Origin of the sequence: Pseudomonas fulva NBRC 16637 = DSM 17717, from assembly GCF_000730565.1 — a bacterium.
In the GTDB taxonomy this organism is placed as follows: Bacteria; Pseudomonadota; Gammaproteobacteria; order Pseudomonadales; family Pseudomonadaceae; genus Aquipseudomonas; species Aquipseudomonas fulva.
The window spans coordinates 24,149-40,535 of sequence record NZ_BBIQ01000004.1; the positions used below are offsets into that span (position 1 = coordinate 24,149).

The following is a 16,387-nucleotide window of genomic DNA, read 5'->3' on the forward strand; positions in this document are numbered from 1 at the left end:
TGACCGCCATCAGGCGGTGAGGCGCCCACCACAGGAGCACGTGCATGACCCCCGAAGAGTTTCGCCAGTATGGCCATCAACTGATCGACCTGGTCGCCGATTACCGCCAGACCGTGCATCAGCGTCCGGTCATGGCCCAGGTCGAGCCCGGTTACCTGAAGGCGGCCCTGCCGCCGGCCGCGCCGCAACAGGGCGAGCCCTTCGACGCGATTATCAAGGACGTGGATGAGTTGATCATGCCGGGCCTGTCCCATTGGCAGCACCCGGATTTCTACGGTTATTTTCCCTCGAACGGGACGTTGTCCTCCGTGCTGGGGGACTTCCTGAGTACCGGGCTTGGCGTACTGGGGTTGTCGTGGCAATCGAGCCCAGCATTGAGCGAACTGGAAGAAACGACCCTGGACTGGCTGCGCCAGATGCTCGGCCTGTCGCCGCAGTGGAGCGGGGTGATTCAGGACACCGCCTCGACCAGCACCCTGGTCGCGCTCATCTGTGCCCGTGAGCGCTCGAGTGATTACGCCTTGGTCCGTCACGGGCTTCAGGGCCAGGACAAGCCCCTGATCGTGTACGTCAGCGCCCATGCCCACAGTTCGGTGGACAAGGCGGCGTTGCTGGCAGGCTTCGGTCGCGACAATATCCGCCTGATCGCGACCGATGAAGCCTATGCGCTGTGTCCGACTGCGCTGGAGCAGGCCATCGAACAGGACCTGGCGGCTGGCAATCGGCCGTGTGCGGTCGTCGCCACCTGTGGCACCACCGCCACGACGGCCCTCGATCCGCTGCGCGCCATCGGCGCCCTGGCCCAGCAACATGGCCTGTGGCTGCATGTGGACTCGGCCATGGCCGGCTCGGCGATGATAGTGCCCGAGTGCCGCTGGATGTGGGATGGGATAGAGCTCGCCGATTCGGTCGTCGTCAATGCGCACAAATGGCTAGGGGTCGCGTTCGACTGCTCGGTCTATTATGTGCGCGATCCCCAGCACCTTGTGCGCGTGATGAGCACCAACCCCAGTTACTTGCAGTCTTCGGTCGATGGGCAGGTCAAGAACCTGCGCGACTGGGGCATACCCTTGGGGCGCAGGTTCCGCGCGTTGAAACTATGGTTCATGTTGCGCGCAGAAGGTGTCGAGGCCTTGCAAGCCCGGCTGCGCAGGGACATGGACAATGCCAGGTGGCTGGCCGAGCAGGTGCGCGCGGCCAGCGACTGGCAGTTGCTCGCCCCAGTGCCGTTGCAGACGCTGTGCCTTCGGCATTGCCCTGAAGGGATGGCCGGCCAGGCGCTGGACGCTCACACCCGAGCCTGGGCCGAGCGCCTGAATGCATCAGGTGACGCCTATGTAACCCCCGCCGTACTAGACGGGCGCTGGATGGTACGTGTGTCGATCGGCGCCCTGGACACTGAGAGGGAGGACGTGCAACGCCTCTGGGCCAGGCTGCAGCACGTGGTGCAGGGCTGACAACGATGGCGCAGGTAACCGTTGCCACGAGAAAAAAGAGACTGCGGTGATGATTGAACTTCCGCGCTCCCGGTATCTCTTCTAGAATCCTGCTGCCACGCCCAATCGGGGCGTGCGCGCGGCTTCATAATGGCGCAGCGCGGTTTTGCGTCCACTTCGAGAGAGCCATGAGTTCCAGTACCCCGCTGTCCGGCGTCAACCAACCGCTTCGTGGCATCGTGTTGGTGGTGTGCGCCACGTTCATGTTCGCCAGCCACGACGCTTTGTCCAAGTTCCTGGGGGGGCTGTACCCCATCGTGATGGTGGTGTGGGCGCGGTACGTGGTGCACACGCTGTTGATGGCTGGCATTTTCCTGCCTCGCTCTGGCCTCAACGTGTTGCGCACCCGGCGCCCGCTGCTGCAAACCTTGCGCGCTTTGAGCCTGCTCAGCACCAGCCTGCTGTTCACGTCTGGGTTGCAGTACCTGCCATTGGCCGAAGCAACTGCGGTCAACTTCCTTGCACCTGTACTGGTCACTGCCTTGTCCGTGCCACTGCTCAAGGAACGGGTCACGGTAGCGCAGTGGGTGGCAGTGGTATTGGGCTTTCTCGGGGTGCTGATCGTCGTACACCCAGGCGGGGCCCTGTTCACGCCCGCCATCCTGTACCCGTTCGGCTCGGCGCTGGGCTTTTCCTTCTACCAACTGCTGACCCGCATTCTGGCGGCGCACGACAGCCCGACCACCAGCAACTTCTATGCAGGGCTGTGCAACACCCTGGCCATGAGTGCGCTGGTGCCGTTTTTCTGGGAAACGCCGCGCTGGGACCATGCCTTGCTGATGCTGGCGCTGGGTGGTTTCGGCATGACCGCTCATTTGCTGCTGACCCAGGCCTTCCGTTTGGCAGCGCCTGCGCTGTTGGCGCCCTTCAGCTACTGCCAGATCATCTTTGCGGGCCTGCTGGGCCTGGTGTTCTATGGTCAGACCCCCGATACGCTCAGCCTGATCGGGATTTGCGTGATCTGCCTTAGCGGGCTGGGGGCAGCCTGGATGCAACGGCGGCGTTAGCCACTGGCCAGTGACACTGCAGATGTGAAAGGCAGTGCTGCTGCCAATTCGAAGTCGCTTGGGTACAAACGTGCTTGCCGGTTGCGTGCTGCAATGATTTCAGGCGGCCGGCCTGATTTGCGTGCTCACAACCCCAAGGAATCACGCTCATGCACATGCCCGATACCCTCAGAGTTCGCAATGGCCAGAAGGCCGTGGCGACGTTCTCGGCTCAAGAATATGCCCGCCGGCATGCCGAGGTGCGCGCCCTGATGAGCGCTCAGCAGCTCGAAGCACTCGTCTTGACCTCCTATCACAACGTCAACTACTACAGTGACTACCTCTATTGCGCGTTCGGACGCGCCTATGCCGTGGTGATCACCCCTGATCAGGTCGTCCTGATCAGCGCCAACATCGACGGCGGTCAGCCGTGGCGCCGGTCGGTCGGCACCGACAACATCGTCTACACCGACTGGCGGCAGGGCAGTTTTTTCACCGCCCTGCGCCAGGCGCTACCGCGGGCAGGACGCATCGGCGTGGAGGGCGACCACCTGACGCTACACACCCATGCCGCGCTCGCGGCGTGCTACCCGCTTGCCGAGCTGGTCGATATCAGCACCGCCTGCATGCGCTTGCGCCTGATCAAGTCGGCTGAAGAGCAGGCCCTGATCCGCCAGGGGGCACAGGTCGCCAATGTTGGCGGCGCGGCGGTGATCGAGGCGCTGGCTGACCAGGCGCCGGAGTTCGAGGTAGCCATGCATGCCACCCAGGCCATGGTCCGGGACATTGCCAGGCGCTTTCCCGACAGCCAGTTGATGGACACCTGGACGCTGTTCCAATCCGGGCCTAACACCGATGGCGCCCACAACCCAGTGACCAGCCGTCGTGTGAGCAAGGGTGAAATCCTCAGCCTCAACTGCTTCCCCATGATCAGCGGCTACTACACCGCATTGGAACGCACACTTTTCCTCGATCATTGCCCGGACGAGTACCTGCGCCTGTGGCAGGTGAACGTCCAGGTGCACGAGGCAGGCCAAAGCCTCGTCCGTCCAGGCGTACGTTGTTGCGACATTGCCGCTGAGCTCAATGAAATCTACCGCCAGCACGACCTGCTTCAATACCGCACCTTCGGCTACGGCCATTCCTTCGGCGTGCTTTGCCACTACTACGGGCATGAGGCCGGCTTGGAGTTGCGCGAGGACATCGACACCGTACTGGAGCCGGGCATGGTGGTGTCGATCGAGCCCATGATCATGCTGCCCCAGGGCCTGCCAGGGGCAGGCGGCTATCGCGAGCATGACATCCTGGTGGTGACCGAGCAGGGGGCAGACAACATTACCCAGTTCCCCTGTGGGCCGCAGCACAACGTCATCTGCCAATAAGCGACAAGCGCGCTGTCATCGCAAAGCTGCCAGGCGGCGCTGCGCAGAAGGCGAAACACCGAACAGTCGGCTGTACGCCTTGGAAAAGTGCGCCGCCGAGCCGAAGCCGCAGGCCAGCGCGACGTCGCCAACTGGCGCGTCGCCTTGCAGCAGCAACTGCCTGGCGTGGGACAACCGCAGTTCCTGGTAATAGCGTGTGGGCGTGCGTTGCAGCTGGTGCTTGAACAGGCGCTCGAGCTGGCGCACGGTGATGCCGTTCAGGTTGGCCAGCTCGCTGGGCACCAAAGGCTCCTCAAGGTTGGCTTCCATGATTGCAACGACTTGGCTGAGCCGCGGTTGCGCAGTGCCCAGCAAGGTCCTTAGCGAAACGCGCTGGCGTTCGCGCTCGCTACGCACACGGTCGCACAGCAGCAGCTCGGCGGCCTTGGCGGCAATGCCCTGGCCGCCCGGCTCGCGAGCCACCAGTTGCAGCATCATGTCGATGGCGGCGACACCGCCTGAGCAGGTGTAACGGTCGCGGTCCAGTTCGAACAGCTGCTGCGAGCATATGATGTTCGGGAAGCGTGCTCGCAGCGTTGGCAGGTCCTCCCAATGAATGGTACAGCGGTAGCCGTCGAGCAACCCCGCCTTGGCGAGCAGGTAACTGCCGGTGCAGATGCCCCCAATCGGCAGGCGTTGGTTGGCCCGTTCGCGCAGCCAGCGCAGGTAAGCCCCGGTGGCAGGGCCGCGCTCGATGGGATTAGGGCCCACTACCAACAGTACGTCCAGCGCTGGCGCGTCATCGAGCGTGCAATCGGGCAGCACGCGCATGCCGTTGCTGGCGGTGACCGGCGCCCCTTGTGCCGCGATCAGTACGCTGCGAAAAACAGGCCGGCATGCCGCCAGGTTGGCCATGCGCAGGGTTTCGACCGCCGACGCCAGGCCGATGGTGGTGAAGTTGGGCATGATCAGAAAACCGAATGTCTTGACCGTGCCGGACTGCGGATTTACCGAAGCGGGGTGGACCATTGGGCGATTCCTGTGCAAGCTGGGGCATAGTTTGCCCAGAAGGTGGCTGCAAGTGAACCCAGAAAACCTGTTGGCCCAGTTGCCCGGCTACCCGTTGGCTGCCGATGCGATCGAAGTGCTTCCGGATGCCCAGGCCTACCGGGCCTGCTTGCTCGAGCGTATCGGCGCAGCCACCCGGCGTATCGTCATCGTGGCGCTTTACCTGCAACATGACGAGGCCGGCCAGGAGGTGCTGGACGCACTCTATCAGGCCAAGGCGGCGCGTCCAGCGCTTGAAATAACTGTCGTGGTGGACTGGTTCCGGGCCCGGCGTGGCCTGCTGGGGGCGGGCAGGCAGCCTGGCAATGCAGCCTGGTACCAGGCCGAACGCCAGAGCCGCCAATTGGACATTGCGATCCATGGCGTGCCTGTGCAGACCCGCGAGCTCTTCGGAGTGCTGCACCTCAAGGGCAGCATCATCGATGACTGCGTCATCTACACCGGCGCCAGCCTTAACAACGTCTACCTTCATCGGTTCGACCGTTACCGGCTTGATCGCTACCACCTGTTCCACAGCAAGGCCCTGGCCGACTGCATGGTCGACCTGGTGCAGCGGCTGCTCCACCCGCAGGCCACGCCGCGCCTGGACCTTCCAGCGCCTTCCACCGCCGATCTTCGCAGTGACATCCGCCGCCTGCGGGCACGGATGCGCCGGCTTACGTACGCACCGGGCCCTGCAACCGAGCCGGGGCACCTGCGGGTCATTCCGCTGATCGGCGTTGGCAGGCGCAATGCCTTGAACAAGACCGTGTGCGCGCTACTGGCCGTGGCCCGGGAACGTATCGTCATCAGCACACCGTATTTCAATCCGCCTCGCGTCGTGATGCGCGAGATTGACGATGCGTTGGCACGAGGCGTGCGGGTAGAGTTCATCGTCGGCCATCGTACCGCCAATGACTTCTACGTCCCTCCGGGAGAGCCATTCCATGCCAGCGGGGCATTGCCTTATCTGTACGAGGACAACCTGCGGGCCTTTGCGCGGCGTCGCGAGCCTTTGCTGGCCAGCGGTCAGCTGAAGATCAGGCTGTGGAACGACCCAGGACACACCTTTCACGCCAAAGGCGTGTGGGTCGATGAGCGTTATTGCCTGCTGACCGGCAACAACCTGAACCCACGCGGCTTCAACCTGGACCTGGAAAACGGCCTGCTTATCGATGACCCCCTTGGGCAATGGCGGGGGCCGTGCGAGAAGGAACTCAGCGCATTGCGTGAGCACGCCCCGGCTGTCGATTCTGCCCGCGCATTGGGCGTCAAGGCCGAACACCCCAAGCCCGTGCGCAAGCTGCTGCGCAGGCTACGCTATAGTCGGTTGGAACCGTTGATCAAGCGGGTGTTGTAGGGCAGGGACGGGTAGTTGGCCTGCTCGATGGTCGATTGCGTTGATCGGCCAGGCACGCTGTTGGTCCACCCAGTGCATCCCAGACAATAGGCGCTCAAGGAATGGAAGCAGCTTTTGGCACTGATTCGCCGCGCAGCCGTGTGATGCGCCATCTTGTATTTGCCTTTTCGAGCCTGCTTTTGTTGGCGATGACGCTGGGGCTGGTGTCGCTGTACCGCATCGCCGTTTCGCTCGATGAGCGGGAGCTGGAACAAAGCCGATTTCATGCGGGCGCGGCCCTGGCACAGTTGCACAAGACCGAGCGCAGCTACCTGTGGACCCATGCTTCCTGGCAGGCTGCCTACGATCATCTGGCGCGTCCAGCAGACCGGCAATGGGCGTTCGATGAAGGTAACGTGGGTGCCACGCTCTACAGCGATGATGGCTATGCAGGCGTGTTCGTCCTTGACGATCAGGGTACGCTCTATGCGGTCGTGCAAGGGCGTTTGACCGACCTGGGTTTCGATCACTTCAGCCCCGAAGGCCATCGCGTCCTGCAACAGGCCCGCCAGGCCATGGCGCAACAACAACCGGCATCGGGCTACGTCATGTTTGCTGGCCAGCCTGCGGTCTTCACCTCTGCCGTGATACGTCCTCCTGCGCTCGCCGACAGCCTGGCGGAGCATAACTCGGTGATGGTCTTCATTCGGATGATCGAAGCCGACTTGCTGAGTCAGATGGGTAAGACGGCCGGCCTCACGGACCTGGCTATCACCGCGAGCGACTATGCTGCGCAAGACATGGGGCATTTGCCACTTCAGGAGGTTCCCTATCGTTTGACCTGGCGCATGGACCAGCCCGGTAGCGATTTGCTGCAAGCGGTGTTCGCACCGCTGGCTGTGGCGCTGCTCATCATCCTGGCGCTGATGGTACTGCTCGCACGCTATGCCATGCGCACCAGCGCCGACATTGACCGCAGCTACCATCAGCTGGCTATTTCCAAGCGGGCACTGGAGGCCAGCGAAACGCGCTTCAAAGCCGTGGCCGAGGCGGCCTCCGACTGGATCTGGGAGACCGATGCGCAGCAGCAGCTGATCTATCTTTCACCACGCTTTGCCGAATTGACCGGGCACGACGCCCAGAACTGGCTGAATCAGCCGATCTGCACCTTGTTCGATTGTGAAACCGGTCATGTCGAAACCTGGCTGCACGGCCTGGGCGCCAGCGAGTCTACCGGCACGCTGCGCTGCCAGTACCTGGACAAGGCCGGGCAGCGACGCGAATGCCGAATTGCGGCCAGAGCCATCATCGAGCACAACATCTGCAAGGGATTCCGCGGAACCTGTACCGACATCACCGATGAGGTGGCAGCCCATGCCCGAATTCAGCACTTGTCCCAACATGATGCCCTGACCGGGCTGCCCAACCGCAACAAGCTGTTCCGCTTCCTCGAGGACAGCGCCAAGGTGTCGCGGGCCGTGCTGATGCTCGACCTGGACAACTTCAAGCCGATCAATGACAGCCTCGGCCATCCGGCCGGTGATGCGGTGTTGATGGAGGTGGCGATGCGGCTCGGTCAAATGACCCGTTCCAGCGATCTGGTCGCGCGCCTGGGTGGCGATGAGTTCGTGATTGTCCTGATCGCACCGGGCGCGCGTGATGAACTCGACCGGTTCTGCGCCCGGCTCATCGACACCCTCAAGCAGCCAATGGCGGTGGAGCACCATAAGGTCCAGGTAGGCGCCAGCCTGGGTGTGGTCATGTCCGACGATTACCCGGGTGGCCCCAGCGACCTGATCCGTTATGCCGACGTGGCGCTATACGGGGCCAAGCAATCGGGCAAGAACACATGGCGGTATTTCTCCACGCAGATGAGCGCTGCGCTGCTTGAGAAGCGTGTACTCGAACAGGAGCTGCGCGAGGGCATCCCCCGTGGGGAATTACGTTTGCATTTCCAACCGCGGTTCAAGGTGGATGGCGTAACGATCGCCTCCGCCGAAGCGCTGGTGCGCTGGGAGCACCCCCGCCTTGGGTTGTTGATGCCGGATGATTTTGTCGGCTTGGCCGAACAAAGCGATGTGATCGTGTTGCTGGGCAATTGGGTGCTGCAGCAAGCGTGCAGTGAGGCGGGCGCTTGGCCGCTCGAAGTGATCGTGTCCGTGAACATGTCGCCTGCCCAGTTCAGCCGTAGCGACGTGGTGCGCGATGTGGCCGAGGCTCTGCGCACCACCGGGCTACCTGCACACCGGCTGGAGTTGGAGATCACCGAGAACGTGATGCTCAACGATGTCGAAGGCGCGCTGCAGACGATGAACGCGTTGAAGGAACTTGGCGTGCGCTTGAACATGGACGACTTCGGGACAGGCTATTCATCACTGGGCTACCTGCGTACCTACCCGTTCGACAGCATCAAGATCGATCGTCGGTTCGTTCAGTCGCTGGGCAAGAGCAGCAGTGACCGCAGCGTGGTGCAGGCGATCATCAGCCTGGGGAACGCAATGGGCATGACGGTCACGGCCGAGGGGGTGGAAACAGCAGTGCAGCTCGCCTTGCTCGGTGATGACCAGTGCCATGAGGTCCAGGGATACTTTTTGAGCCGGCCGGTGAACAATCATGCGCTGATCAAGTTGATGACCTCGGCGGCCACTCCGTCATATACCTCGGATTGAACAGGCCTGGAGGGGCCTTGCCGGGGCGCCGGACCGGCAAGATTCCGGTTTCATGCACACCCGGTCACAGCAGCAGGAAAGTCTGGCGCACGCGGTCGTCAACTGCTCTGAAAATCCTGCGCGAGCGCATACAATCGCCGCCTTTACGAACCACTTCGATAGGCTACACCTGCCATGGCGCTAGACCCACCTACCATGCTCACCATTTCCATAGCCCTGGCGGCAGCGGCTGCGCTTTACCTGGCGATAGAGTGGCGCAGTGTCCGCGAGTCATCGCTGCTTTACTGGAGCGCCGGTTTTGCGACCATCACCGTCGGTTGCACGCTGGCGCTGCTGCGAGGCGTTGGCCTTTTATTCATCGGCATCTGGTTTGCGAATGGCCTGCTGGTCGTGGCCCATGGGCTTTTCCTGCTAGGCGTGCTGCGCTTCACCCAAGACCGAATTTCGCGCGCCTGGCTGGTGATCGTGCTGATCTGGTTCGCCCTGTTATTGCTGCCTGCAGGCCCGGAGTGGTCGAAAGTCATGCTGATGGCCAACTCGCTGCTGGTTGCCGCCCAGACCCTCAAGGCCAGTAGCCTGCTCCAGCCCCATGGGCAATCGCTGAGCGTAGGTGCAGTCCAGTTGCGGTATGTGCTTCTGGTGCACGGGTTGTTCTACGTGATCAAGGCGATCATTGCGATTGCGCCGGGCACGTTGATTGACCTAGCCAGTTTCGGAGGGTTGATCATCCAGGTGTCCCTGGTGGAAGGCGCCATGGCGATCATGATGATCGCCTTGTCGATGACAGGCACGGTTCGTTACCGTCGCGAAGAACGTATCGCTCGGCTGGCAGCACGGGATCCGCTGACTGCGCTGTACAACCGGCGTGCCCTGGAAGTGCGTGCGGGGCCTTTCTTCAAGGAGGTCAGCAATGTACGGCCTGCGGCGTTGTTGTTGATCGATATCGACAACTTCAAGCTGGTCAATGACCTGCATGGGCATGCGGCAGGGGACAGGTTGCTGGTGGCGTTGAGTGAAATGATTCGTACGGTGTTACCAGAGCGCTCTTTGGCCGCGCGGTTAGGCGGGGATGAGTTCGTGATTTTGCTCAGTGGGGCGAGCCGTGAAGGCGTCCTGGTGTTGGCCAAGGGTTTGCGGGAGCAGTTTCAGGCCTACGCCGGTGGGGCGGTACCGACACCTGCAGCGGTGACGTTGAGCATTGGGGTGAATGTGTTTGACCAGGCGCCAGCGAGTCTGGCGGCGTTGATCGAGCAAGGGGATGCGGCGCTGTACGCGTCCAAGCGCGCAGGGCGGAATAGCATTCGATTCGTAGAACGGCAGGTCGCCAGTGGTGGGTTTTCTTGAGTGACGTATTAGCGTTGCCGGCCTGAACTAAGTGCGCCGTGGGCGTACCGGTACAGCCCTGTAGGTCTCGCTGCCCGCGTGATGGGCCGCAGAGCGGCCCCGGCAAGGCCGCTCAACGGAGGCCGCTAGGTGCCTCGCTGCGAACCGTGGGTCACGTCACCACCTGATAGCAAGGCACATAAGCCGCCCCGCCCGGCAACTTCATCCGATGCTGGTCAACGAAGGCTTGCAACAAACGCCCCAGCGGATCCAACACAGCACTGTCACCGCGAATCTGATAGGGCCCATGCTCTTCGATCAGGCGGATGCCCTTGTCCTTCACGTTACCCGCCACAATGCCGGAAAACGCCCGGCGCAAATTGGCTGCCAGCTCATGGGGTGGCAACTCGCGACGCAAATCCAGGTCAGCCATGGCCTGGTGAGTGGGGTCGAAGGGGCGCTGGAAGCTCTCTTCGATCCGCAGCAACCAGTTGAAATGAAACGCATCGTTGCGCTCGCGACGGAACTGCTTGACCTGTTTGAGCCCCTCGACCATGTGGCGCGCCACTTCAGCCGGGTCGTCAATGATGATCTCGTACAACCGATGCGCTGCCTCGCCGAGCGTCGCGCCGACGAATGCATGCAACTGCTGCAAGTAGGGCTCTGCACTGCGCGGGCCCGTCAGCACGACCGGGAAGGGCACATCCTGGTTATCCGGATGCATCAGGATCCCCAGCAGGTACAGAAACTCTTCTGCCGTGCCTGCACCACCCGGGAAGATGATGATGCCGTGGCCGACCCGCACGAACGCCTCCAGGCGCTTCTCGATGTCTGGGAGGATCACCAGTTCGTTGACGATCGGGTTGGGCGCCTCGGCAGCGATGATGCCTGGCTCCGTCAGGCCCAGGTAGCGGCTGCCTTGCATGCGCTGTTTGGCATGGGCAATGGTTGCACCTTTCATCGGGCCTTTCATGACGCCCGGGCCGCAACCGGTGCACACGTCCAGTTTACGCAGGCCCAGTTCATGGCCCACCTTCTTGGTGTACTGGTATTCCTCGGTGCTGATCGAGTGACCGCCCCAGCACACCACCATCTTCGGCTCGACGCCAGGGCGCAAGGTGCGGGCGTTGCGCAGCAAGTGGAACACGTAGTCGGTGATGCCTTGAGAGCTTTCCAGGTCGATGCGCTGGCTGGCCAGCTCGCTTTCGGTATACACGATATCGCGCAAGGCGCTGAACAGCATCTCCCGGGTGCTGGCGATCATTTCGCCATCGACGAAGGCGTCCGCTGGGGCATTGAGCAGTTCAAGGCGAACGCCTCGGTCCTGCTGATGGATGCGTACTTCGAAATCCTGATAGGCCTCGAGGATGGTCTTGGCATTGTCGACATGGGCGCCGGTGTTGAGGATGGCCAGGGCGCACTGGCGGAATAGGGTGTAGAGACTGCCGGAGCCGGCTTCGCTCAGTTGCTGTACTTCACGTTGGGACAGCGTTTCTAGGCTGCCCTTGGGGCTGACGGATGCATTGATGACATGGCGTTGGGGCATCTAAGTCTTTCCTGTGCGGGTAAAACATCCTTCTTTCACCACACCATACCGAGAAATGGAAGCGGCAACGAGAGGCCTGCAAAAAAAGCCCGGTACTTCATGGCCGCTCCAGCTGCGCGCATTGGCAAACAATCAGCCCACCAGCCGTTGCACGGCGAGGGTAATGGCCAAGCCACCCCCAAATAACCACATGTTCAGAATCGCCCCAGTCGCCAGCACGCGAGGCCCAGCATGGCGTATCTGCTCGAACCGAGTTTCCATGCCCAGTGCCGTCATGGCCATGGTCAATGCGAAGGTGTCCAGGCCGTTGACGGCCTCGCGCAGGTTGGAAGGTAGAATCTGAAGGGAATTGATCGCCACCAGTGCCAGAAACCCAAAAGCAAACCAAGGCACCGAGAGCCGACCCTTGCCGGGCACCACGCCAGCCCGTGGGGTACGGCTGATCCACAAGCCAACCAGTAACAGGACGGGCACCAGCAGCATCACGCGCGTCATTTTCACGATGGTTGCTACATGGCTGGCGTCAGGGCCAAGGGTACTGGCGGCGCCTACTACTTGAGCCACTTCATGGAGCGTGCCACCCAGCCAAAGCCCAGCGGTCTGGGCATCCAGGTGCAGCCAGCCGGCCTGAATCAAAAAGGGATAGAAAAACATCGACGCCGTGCCGAACAGCACCACGCTGCCCACGGCCACCGCACTTTTATGCGGCGCGCTGCGCAGCGTCGATTCAAAAGCCAAAACGGCCGCAGCCCCGCAGATGGCGCTGCCCGCAGCCGTAAGCAGGGCCGTCTCCCGGTCAAGCCCGAGCAGTTTCATGCCGCACCACACGCCTATCGCCAATGTGCTGCTGATCACCAGCAGCGAGATCACCAAGCCAGGCCAGCCAACGTGTGCAATTTCCTGCAGGCTGATCCGCAGGCCGAACAAGGCCACGGCTACACGGAGCAGGGCCCGGGCGCAGAAGTGTATGCCCGGGCCATAGCCGGCCGGCAGGCGATCTTCCAGCACATTGCCGCAGAACGCCCCGGCAATAATGCCAAGGATCAACGGGCTGAGGCCAAGTTGGACAAAAAGGGGCAGGGCAGCCACCTGGCTGACGCCAAGGGCGAGAACCGTAACGAAAATCACGCCCTTGAGCACTGCGCAGCGGTGCGCGACAGGTGCGTCAGGGGGCGTACTAGGGGCGGGTGTCATGGGATTCTCCAGCGAGCGGAATCAATGAGCACCACAATAATTTGGTTATAAGCTTATGAAAAATCGTAATCTGGAATGCAGAGTATCCATTTAGCTGATAGTTTTGCGGAATGACCCCTGAACAGCTTATAACCTTCGCCGTCGTCGCCGAACATGGCAACATCAGCCATGCAGCAGTGGCCCTGCATCTGTCGCAGCCGGCGGTGTCTGGCCAGCTCAAACTCCTGCAGGAAGCGTTCGGTGAGCCTCTTTATCATCGGGCCGGGCGCGGGGTGCGCCTCACGGCAGCAGGCGAACAGCTCCTGGCGCATGCGACTCGGCTGCGCGATACATTCGATCAGGCCCGGTTACTTCGCGAAGCAATGCGCGGCCTTCAACGAGGCACATTGCGGATCGGTGCCAGCACTACGCCTGCAAGCTACCTGCTCCCGTACCTGATCGCCCAGTTCAAGACACTCTACCCGCAGGTAGCGATTACCACCGTACAGGGCAACACCGCCGAAATCGTCGGTGCTCTGGGTAGCGTGGATTTGGCGTTGATAGAAGGGCCACCGGGGCGAGACCTGCCCGTGGGCACTGGCGTGACGGAGTGGCTTGAGGACGAAATCGTCGCCATCGTCCCGGTCGCACACCCCTTGGCTGGCGCCGAACCTCGCTCCTTGAAGGACGTGGCAGGCTTCCCATTAGTGCTCCGTGAGCAGGGTTCGGGCGTGCGCCAGGTCGTCGAGCAAGCATTTGCCAACAATCAACTGCCGATGAAGATCGGCCTGGAGATTGCTGGCGTAGAGGGGGTGAAGGAAGCAGTGCGCGCAGGTATGGGCGTAGGCTTCGTGTCCGCCCTGTCGATTCGTCATGAAAATACGGTCTTGCGCAAGGTCCGGGTGGGGCCGCGTTCACTGACTCGTCGGTTCTCGATAGTGCTGCCCCACGCAGGCTCACCCTCTCGAGCGGCTGCCCGCTTTCACGATCTGTGTGTGGCTTTCCTCGGCGCTTCGGCCTAGCGACGCGGCGAGTTACGACGATACTGGCCGTTGAACTGAGGCTGACCGTGCTCGCTGGCGTAGAGCGAAGCCAGGCAATAACTCGCCGGTGATCAGGGCCAGCGGCCCGGCGGCCACGCCGCACGTGTGCTGCCAGGGCCGCCAGTACTTCATCAGAAATCGTCTTTCGGGCTCTTCTTGAAGGTCCAGTCGGTGTGCTTGCGCGCTTGGAGAAAGCTGTTGCAGTTGGCGGTAAAGGTATTGCGATTGGCCTCTTTGGACAAATCCGCCAGAATTTTCTCCTGCATCTGCGGGGTACAGTTGTCAGCGGTAGGCTCGGGCACCGTTTCCTCGCTGCAGCCTGCGAGCAAGGCTGCCAAGCCCATTGCCGTGACCAGCTTTGCCAATTTGATGTCCATATCGCGATCGTTCTCCTGGTGCGCTGAAAGTGGAGTTGAGTGTTGAACCGGAAGGCATGATACGGACCCAGGCCTTGCAATGCCACCTGCAGAAAGTCACGCGCCTACGTTGAACACATGCTTCAAATAGGCCACGAAATTTTCATCCCGGCACTGTGTTTTCCCAGGGCTGTCCGAAATCTTGGCTACCGGCGCACCGTTGCAGGCTGTCATCTTGATCACCATGTTCATCGGCTCGACCCCTGGGATGTCGCAGGTCAGGCGCGTCCCGATGCCAAAGCTCACGTTGATGCGCTCATGCAATGCGCGGTAAAGCTCAAGCGCTTTCGGCATGTCCAGGCCGTCGGAGAAGATCAGGGTCTTGGTCTTAGGGTCGATGCCCAGCCGGTGGTAGTGCGCGATGGCTTTCTCCGCCCAGGCAAGCGGGTCGCCCGAGTCATGGCGCAGGCCATCGAAGAGCTTGGCGAAATAGAGGTCGAAGTCGCCAAGGAAGGCATCCATGGTGATGCAGTCGGTAAGGGCGATACCCAGCAGGCCGCGGTACTCGCGCACCCAGCACTCCAGGGCTGCCGCCTGGCTGTCCACGAGGCGAGGGCCCAGCTGCTGGTGGGCCATGAACCACTCGTGCGCCATGGTACCAATCGGCCGCAGCTCGTACTCCCGCGCCAGGTGCACGTTGCTGGTGCCGACGAAGCGGCCTGGGAAGTCGCGCTTGAGGATGTGCACCACCTCTTCCTGCACCCGGTAGGAGAAGCGTCGGCGAGTGCCGAAATCCGCTAGCTGAAAGCCTGCCAATTCTTCACTGCTGGCCTCGGCCCTGAGCCAGTCGAGGTTGCGGTACAACTGTTCGCGTACCTGTTCGATCACCACTTCACGGTAGCGGTAGCGGTTGCGAACCTCGCTGATGATCGCCAGCAACGGGATTTCGTACAGAATGACGTGCAGCCAGGGGCCGCGCACGCGTATCGCCAACTGGCCGGCGTCGTCGAGGCCAACATGCACGTAGCGCAGGTTGAAGCGGAACAGGCTCAGGAAGCGGATGAAGTCAGGCTTGATGAAGGCGATCTTCTCAAGGTAAGCAAGCTGGTCCTGGGTGACCGTGACTTCGGCGAGTTGCTCGACCTGGTAGCGGATTTCTGCAAGATACGGGGCCAGGTTCTCACCGTTGCGGCAGCGAAACTCCCACTCCACCTCCGCATTGGGATAGTTGTGCAGCACCGCCTGCATCATGGTGATCTTGTAGAAGTCGGTGTCCAGCAGGTTCTGAACGATCCGTGGGCCAAATACGCTGTCACTCATGCTGCTTGCTCCTTGATCAGGGCCAGTTGATGGTCGAGGGCCGACTCGTCGCCGCACAGCTTCACACCTTCGCCAGCCAGGGCGCCGCAGGCCTCTATCGCGCCGGCCTGGGTCAGGGCACGGCAAGCCGGTAGGTACAGCAGCACCTCGAACCCGGCCTGACGCAGTTGCCGGGCAGTGGTGCGCACGCAGTAGTCGAGCGCCAGGCCGCCTACGATCACGGCACCCACCTGATGCACCTTGAGGTATTCGATAACACCCGTGGAGCGGCGTTCGGCCAGGTCGTGATAGCAGGCGCCATAGGGATGCAGGTCGGGCTCCACGCCTTTCCACACAAAGTAGTCGTACTCGATGGGGGCAGGGAGGCCCGGCAGCAGCTCGAAACCGGGGGTACCAGGGATGCAGTGGCTGACCCAGGTGAGGTCCGCATTGGCAAGTGTCAGCGGCTGCAGCATCTGCGTGGCGTCGGCCACCACCCATGCGGCATTGGCGGGATGCGCGTCCTTGCTGCCCAGCCGCAGGTCGGCCCGCTGTGCCATGGCGTTGAGGTCGGGTGCGATTTCGTGACCGTCGGGGACTGGGAGTTCCTGAGGCGCATGGCACGTGAAGCCTAGTTGTGCGTCGACATCGAAGCTGGCGATTTTCATGGTGGCTCTCCTCGCTGGAATGGCTACATAATCCATCTGGTGAACTATGTATGTCAAGTGTCCGTCAATAGGGTGCATGAT

At 61.9% G+C, this 16,387-nt stretch carries 13 protein-coding genes; 7 read left to right on the top strand and 6 right to left on the bottom strand.

The features are described 5' to 3' along the window. Window positions 1-44: 44 nt before the first annotated feature. The 3 genes from PFU01S_RS05775 (at window position 45) to PFU01S_RS05785 (ending at window position 3,864) form a co-directional block, all read left to right on the top strand. On the top strand, window positions 45-1,457 hold the full coding sequence (locus tag PFU01S_RS05775; RefSeq protein WP_028686382.1) for a DOPA decarboxylase: 1,413 nt from the start codon (window positions 45-47) through the stop codon (window positions 1,455-1,457). Window positions 1,458-1,624: 167 nt separating this feature from the next. Next, entirely contained in the window at window positions 1,625-2,503 is an 879-nt protein-coding gene (locus tag PFU01S_RS05780; RefSeq protein WP_023535082.1) for a DMT family transporter, read from the top strand. A gap of 149 nt (window positions 2,504-2,652) precedes the next feature. Then, complete coding sequence (locus tag PFU01S_RS05785) at window positions 2,653-3,864, top strand: M24 family metallopeptidase (protein ID WP_028686381.1); 1,212 nt, start codon at window positions 2,653-2,655, stop codon at window positions 3,862-3,864. A gap of 15 nt (window positions 3,865-3,879) precedes the next feature. On the opposite strand, the gene cahR is transcribed toward PFU01S_RS05785, so the two are convergent. After that, the gene (cahR, locus tag PFU01S_RS05790) at window positions 3,880-4,872 is read right to left on the bottom strand and encodes a transcriptional regulator CahA (RefSeq protein ID WP_028686380.1); all 993 of its coding nucleotides are present in this window, start codon (window positions 4,870-4,872) and stop codon (window positions 3,880-3,882) included. 52 nt (window positions 4,873-4,924) lie between these two features. Here cahR and pssA point away from each other — a divergent pair, with 52 nt between their 5' ends. From pssA to PFU01S_RS05805, 3 genes are all read left to right on the top strand, one after another. After that, entirely contained in the window at window positions 4,925-6,250 is a 1,326-nt protein-coding gene (pssA, locus tag PFU01S_RS05795) for a CDP-diacylglycerol--serine O-phosphatidyltransferase (RefSeq protein ID WP_028686379.1), read from the top strand. A gap of 101 nt (window positions 6,251-6,351) precedes the next feature. Continuing rightward, complete coding sequence (locus PFU01S_RS05800; protein WP_028686378.1) at window positions 6,352-8,898, top strand: bifunctional diguanylate cyclase/phosphodiesterase; 2,547 nt, start codon at window positions 6,352-6,354, stop codon at window positions 8,896-8,898. A gap of 195 nt (window positions 8,899-9,093) precedes the next feature. After that, window positions 9,094-10,242: a GGDEF domain-containing protein gene (locus PFU01S_RS05805; RefSeq protein WP_028686377.1), complete on the top strand. Its 1,149-nt coding sequence runs from the start codon at window positions 9,094-9,096 to the stop codon at window positions 10,240-10,242. Window positions 10,243-10,393: 151 nt separating this feature from the next. On the opposite strand, the gene ppnN is transcribed toward PFU01S_RS05805, so the two are convergent. Both ppnN and PFU01S_RS05815 read right to left on the bottom strand, forming a co-directional pair. Next, window positions 10,394-11,767, bottom strand: coding sequence for a nucleotide 5'-monophosphate nucleosidase PpnN (gene ppnN, locus PFU01S_RS05810; RefSeq protein ID WP_023535126.1), 1,374 nt, complete (start codon window positions 11,765-11,767; stop codon window positions 10,394-10,396). A gap of 132 nt (window positions 11,768-11,899) precedes the next feature. Further along, complete coding sequence (locus PFU01S_RS05815) at window positions 11,900-12,961, bottom strand: YeiH family protein (protein WP_027914817.1); 1,062 nt, start codon at window positions 12,959-12,961, stop codon at window positions 11,900-11,902. A 110-nt stretch (window positions 12,962-13,071) separates the two neighbouring features. On the opposite strand from PFU01S_RS05815, the gene PFU01S_RS05820 reads away from it, so the two are divergent. Beyond that, window positions 13,072-13,962, top strand: a complete 891-nt coding sequence (locus PFU01S_RS05820; RefSeq protein WP_027914818.1) for a LysR family transcriptional regulator — start codon at window positions 13,072-13,074, stop codon at window positions 13,960-13,962. Window positions 13,963-14,114: 152 nt separating this feature from the next. Here PFU01S_RS05820 and trbK read toward each other — a convergent pair whose 3' ends face one another. From trbK to PFU01S_RS05835, 3 genes are all read right to left on the bottom strand, one after another. Continuing rightward, the gene (gene trbK / locus PFU01S_RS05825; RefSeq protein ID WP_023535077.1) at window positions 14,115-14,360 is read right to left on the bottom strand and encodes an entry exclusion lipoprotein TrbK; all 246 of its coding nucleotides are present in this window, start codon (window positions 14,358-14,360) and stop codon (window positions 14,115-14,117) included. Window positions 14,361-14,456: 96 nt separating this feature from the next. Then, a complete protein-coding gene (gene pncB / locus PFU01S_RS05830; protein ID WP_028686376.1) occupies window positions 14,457-15,659 on the bottom strand; it encodes a nicotinate phosphoribosyltransferase in 1,203 nt (400 codons plus the stop codon). After that, window positions 15,656-16,306: an isochorismatase family protein gene (locus PFU01S_RS05835; protein WP_027914820.1), complete on the bottom strand. Its 651-nt coding sequence runs from the start codon at window positions 16,304-16,306 to the stop codon at window positions 15,656-15,658. The genes pncB and PFU01S_RS05835 overlap by 4 nt, the downstream gene beginning before the upstream one ends. Window positions 16,307-16,387: the final 81 nt, after the last annotated feature.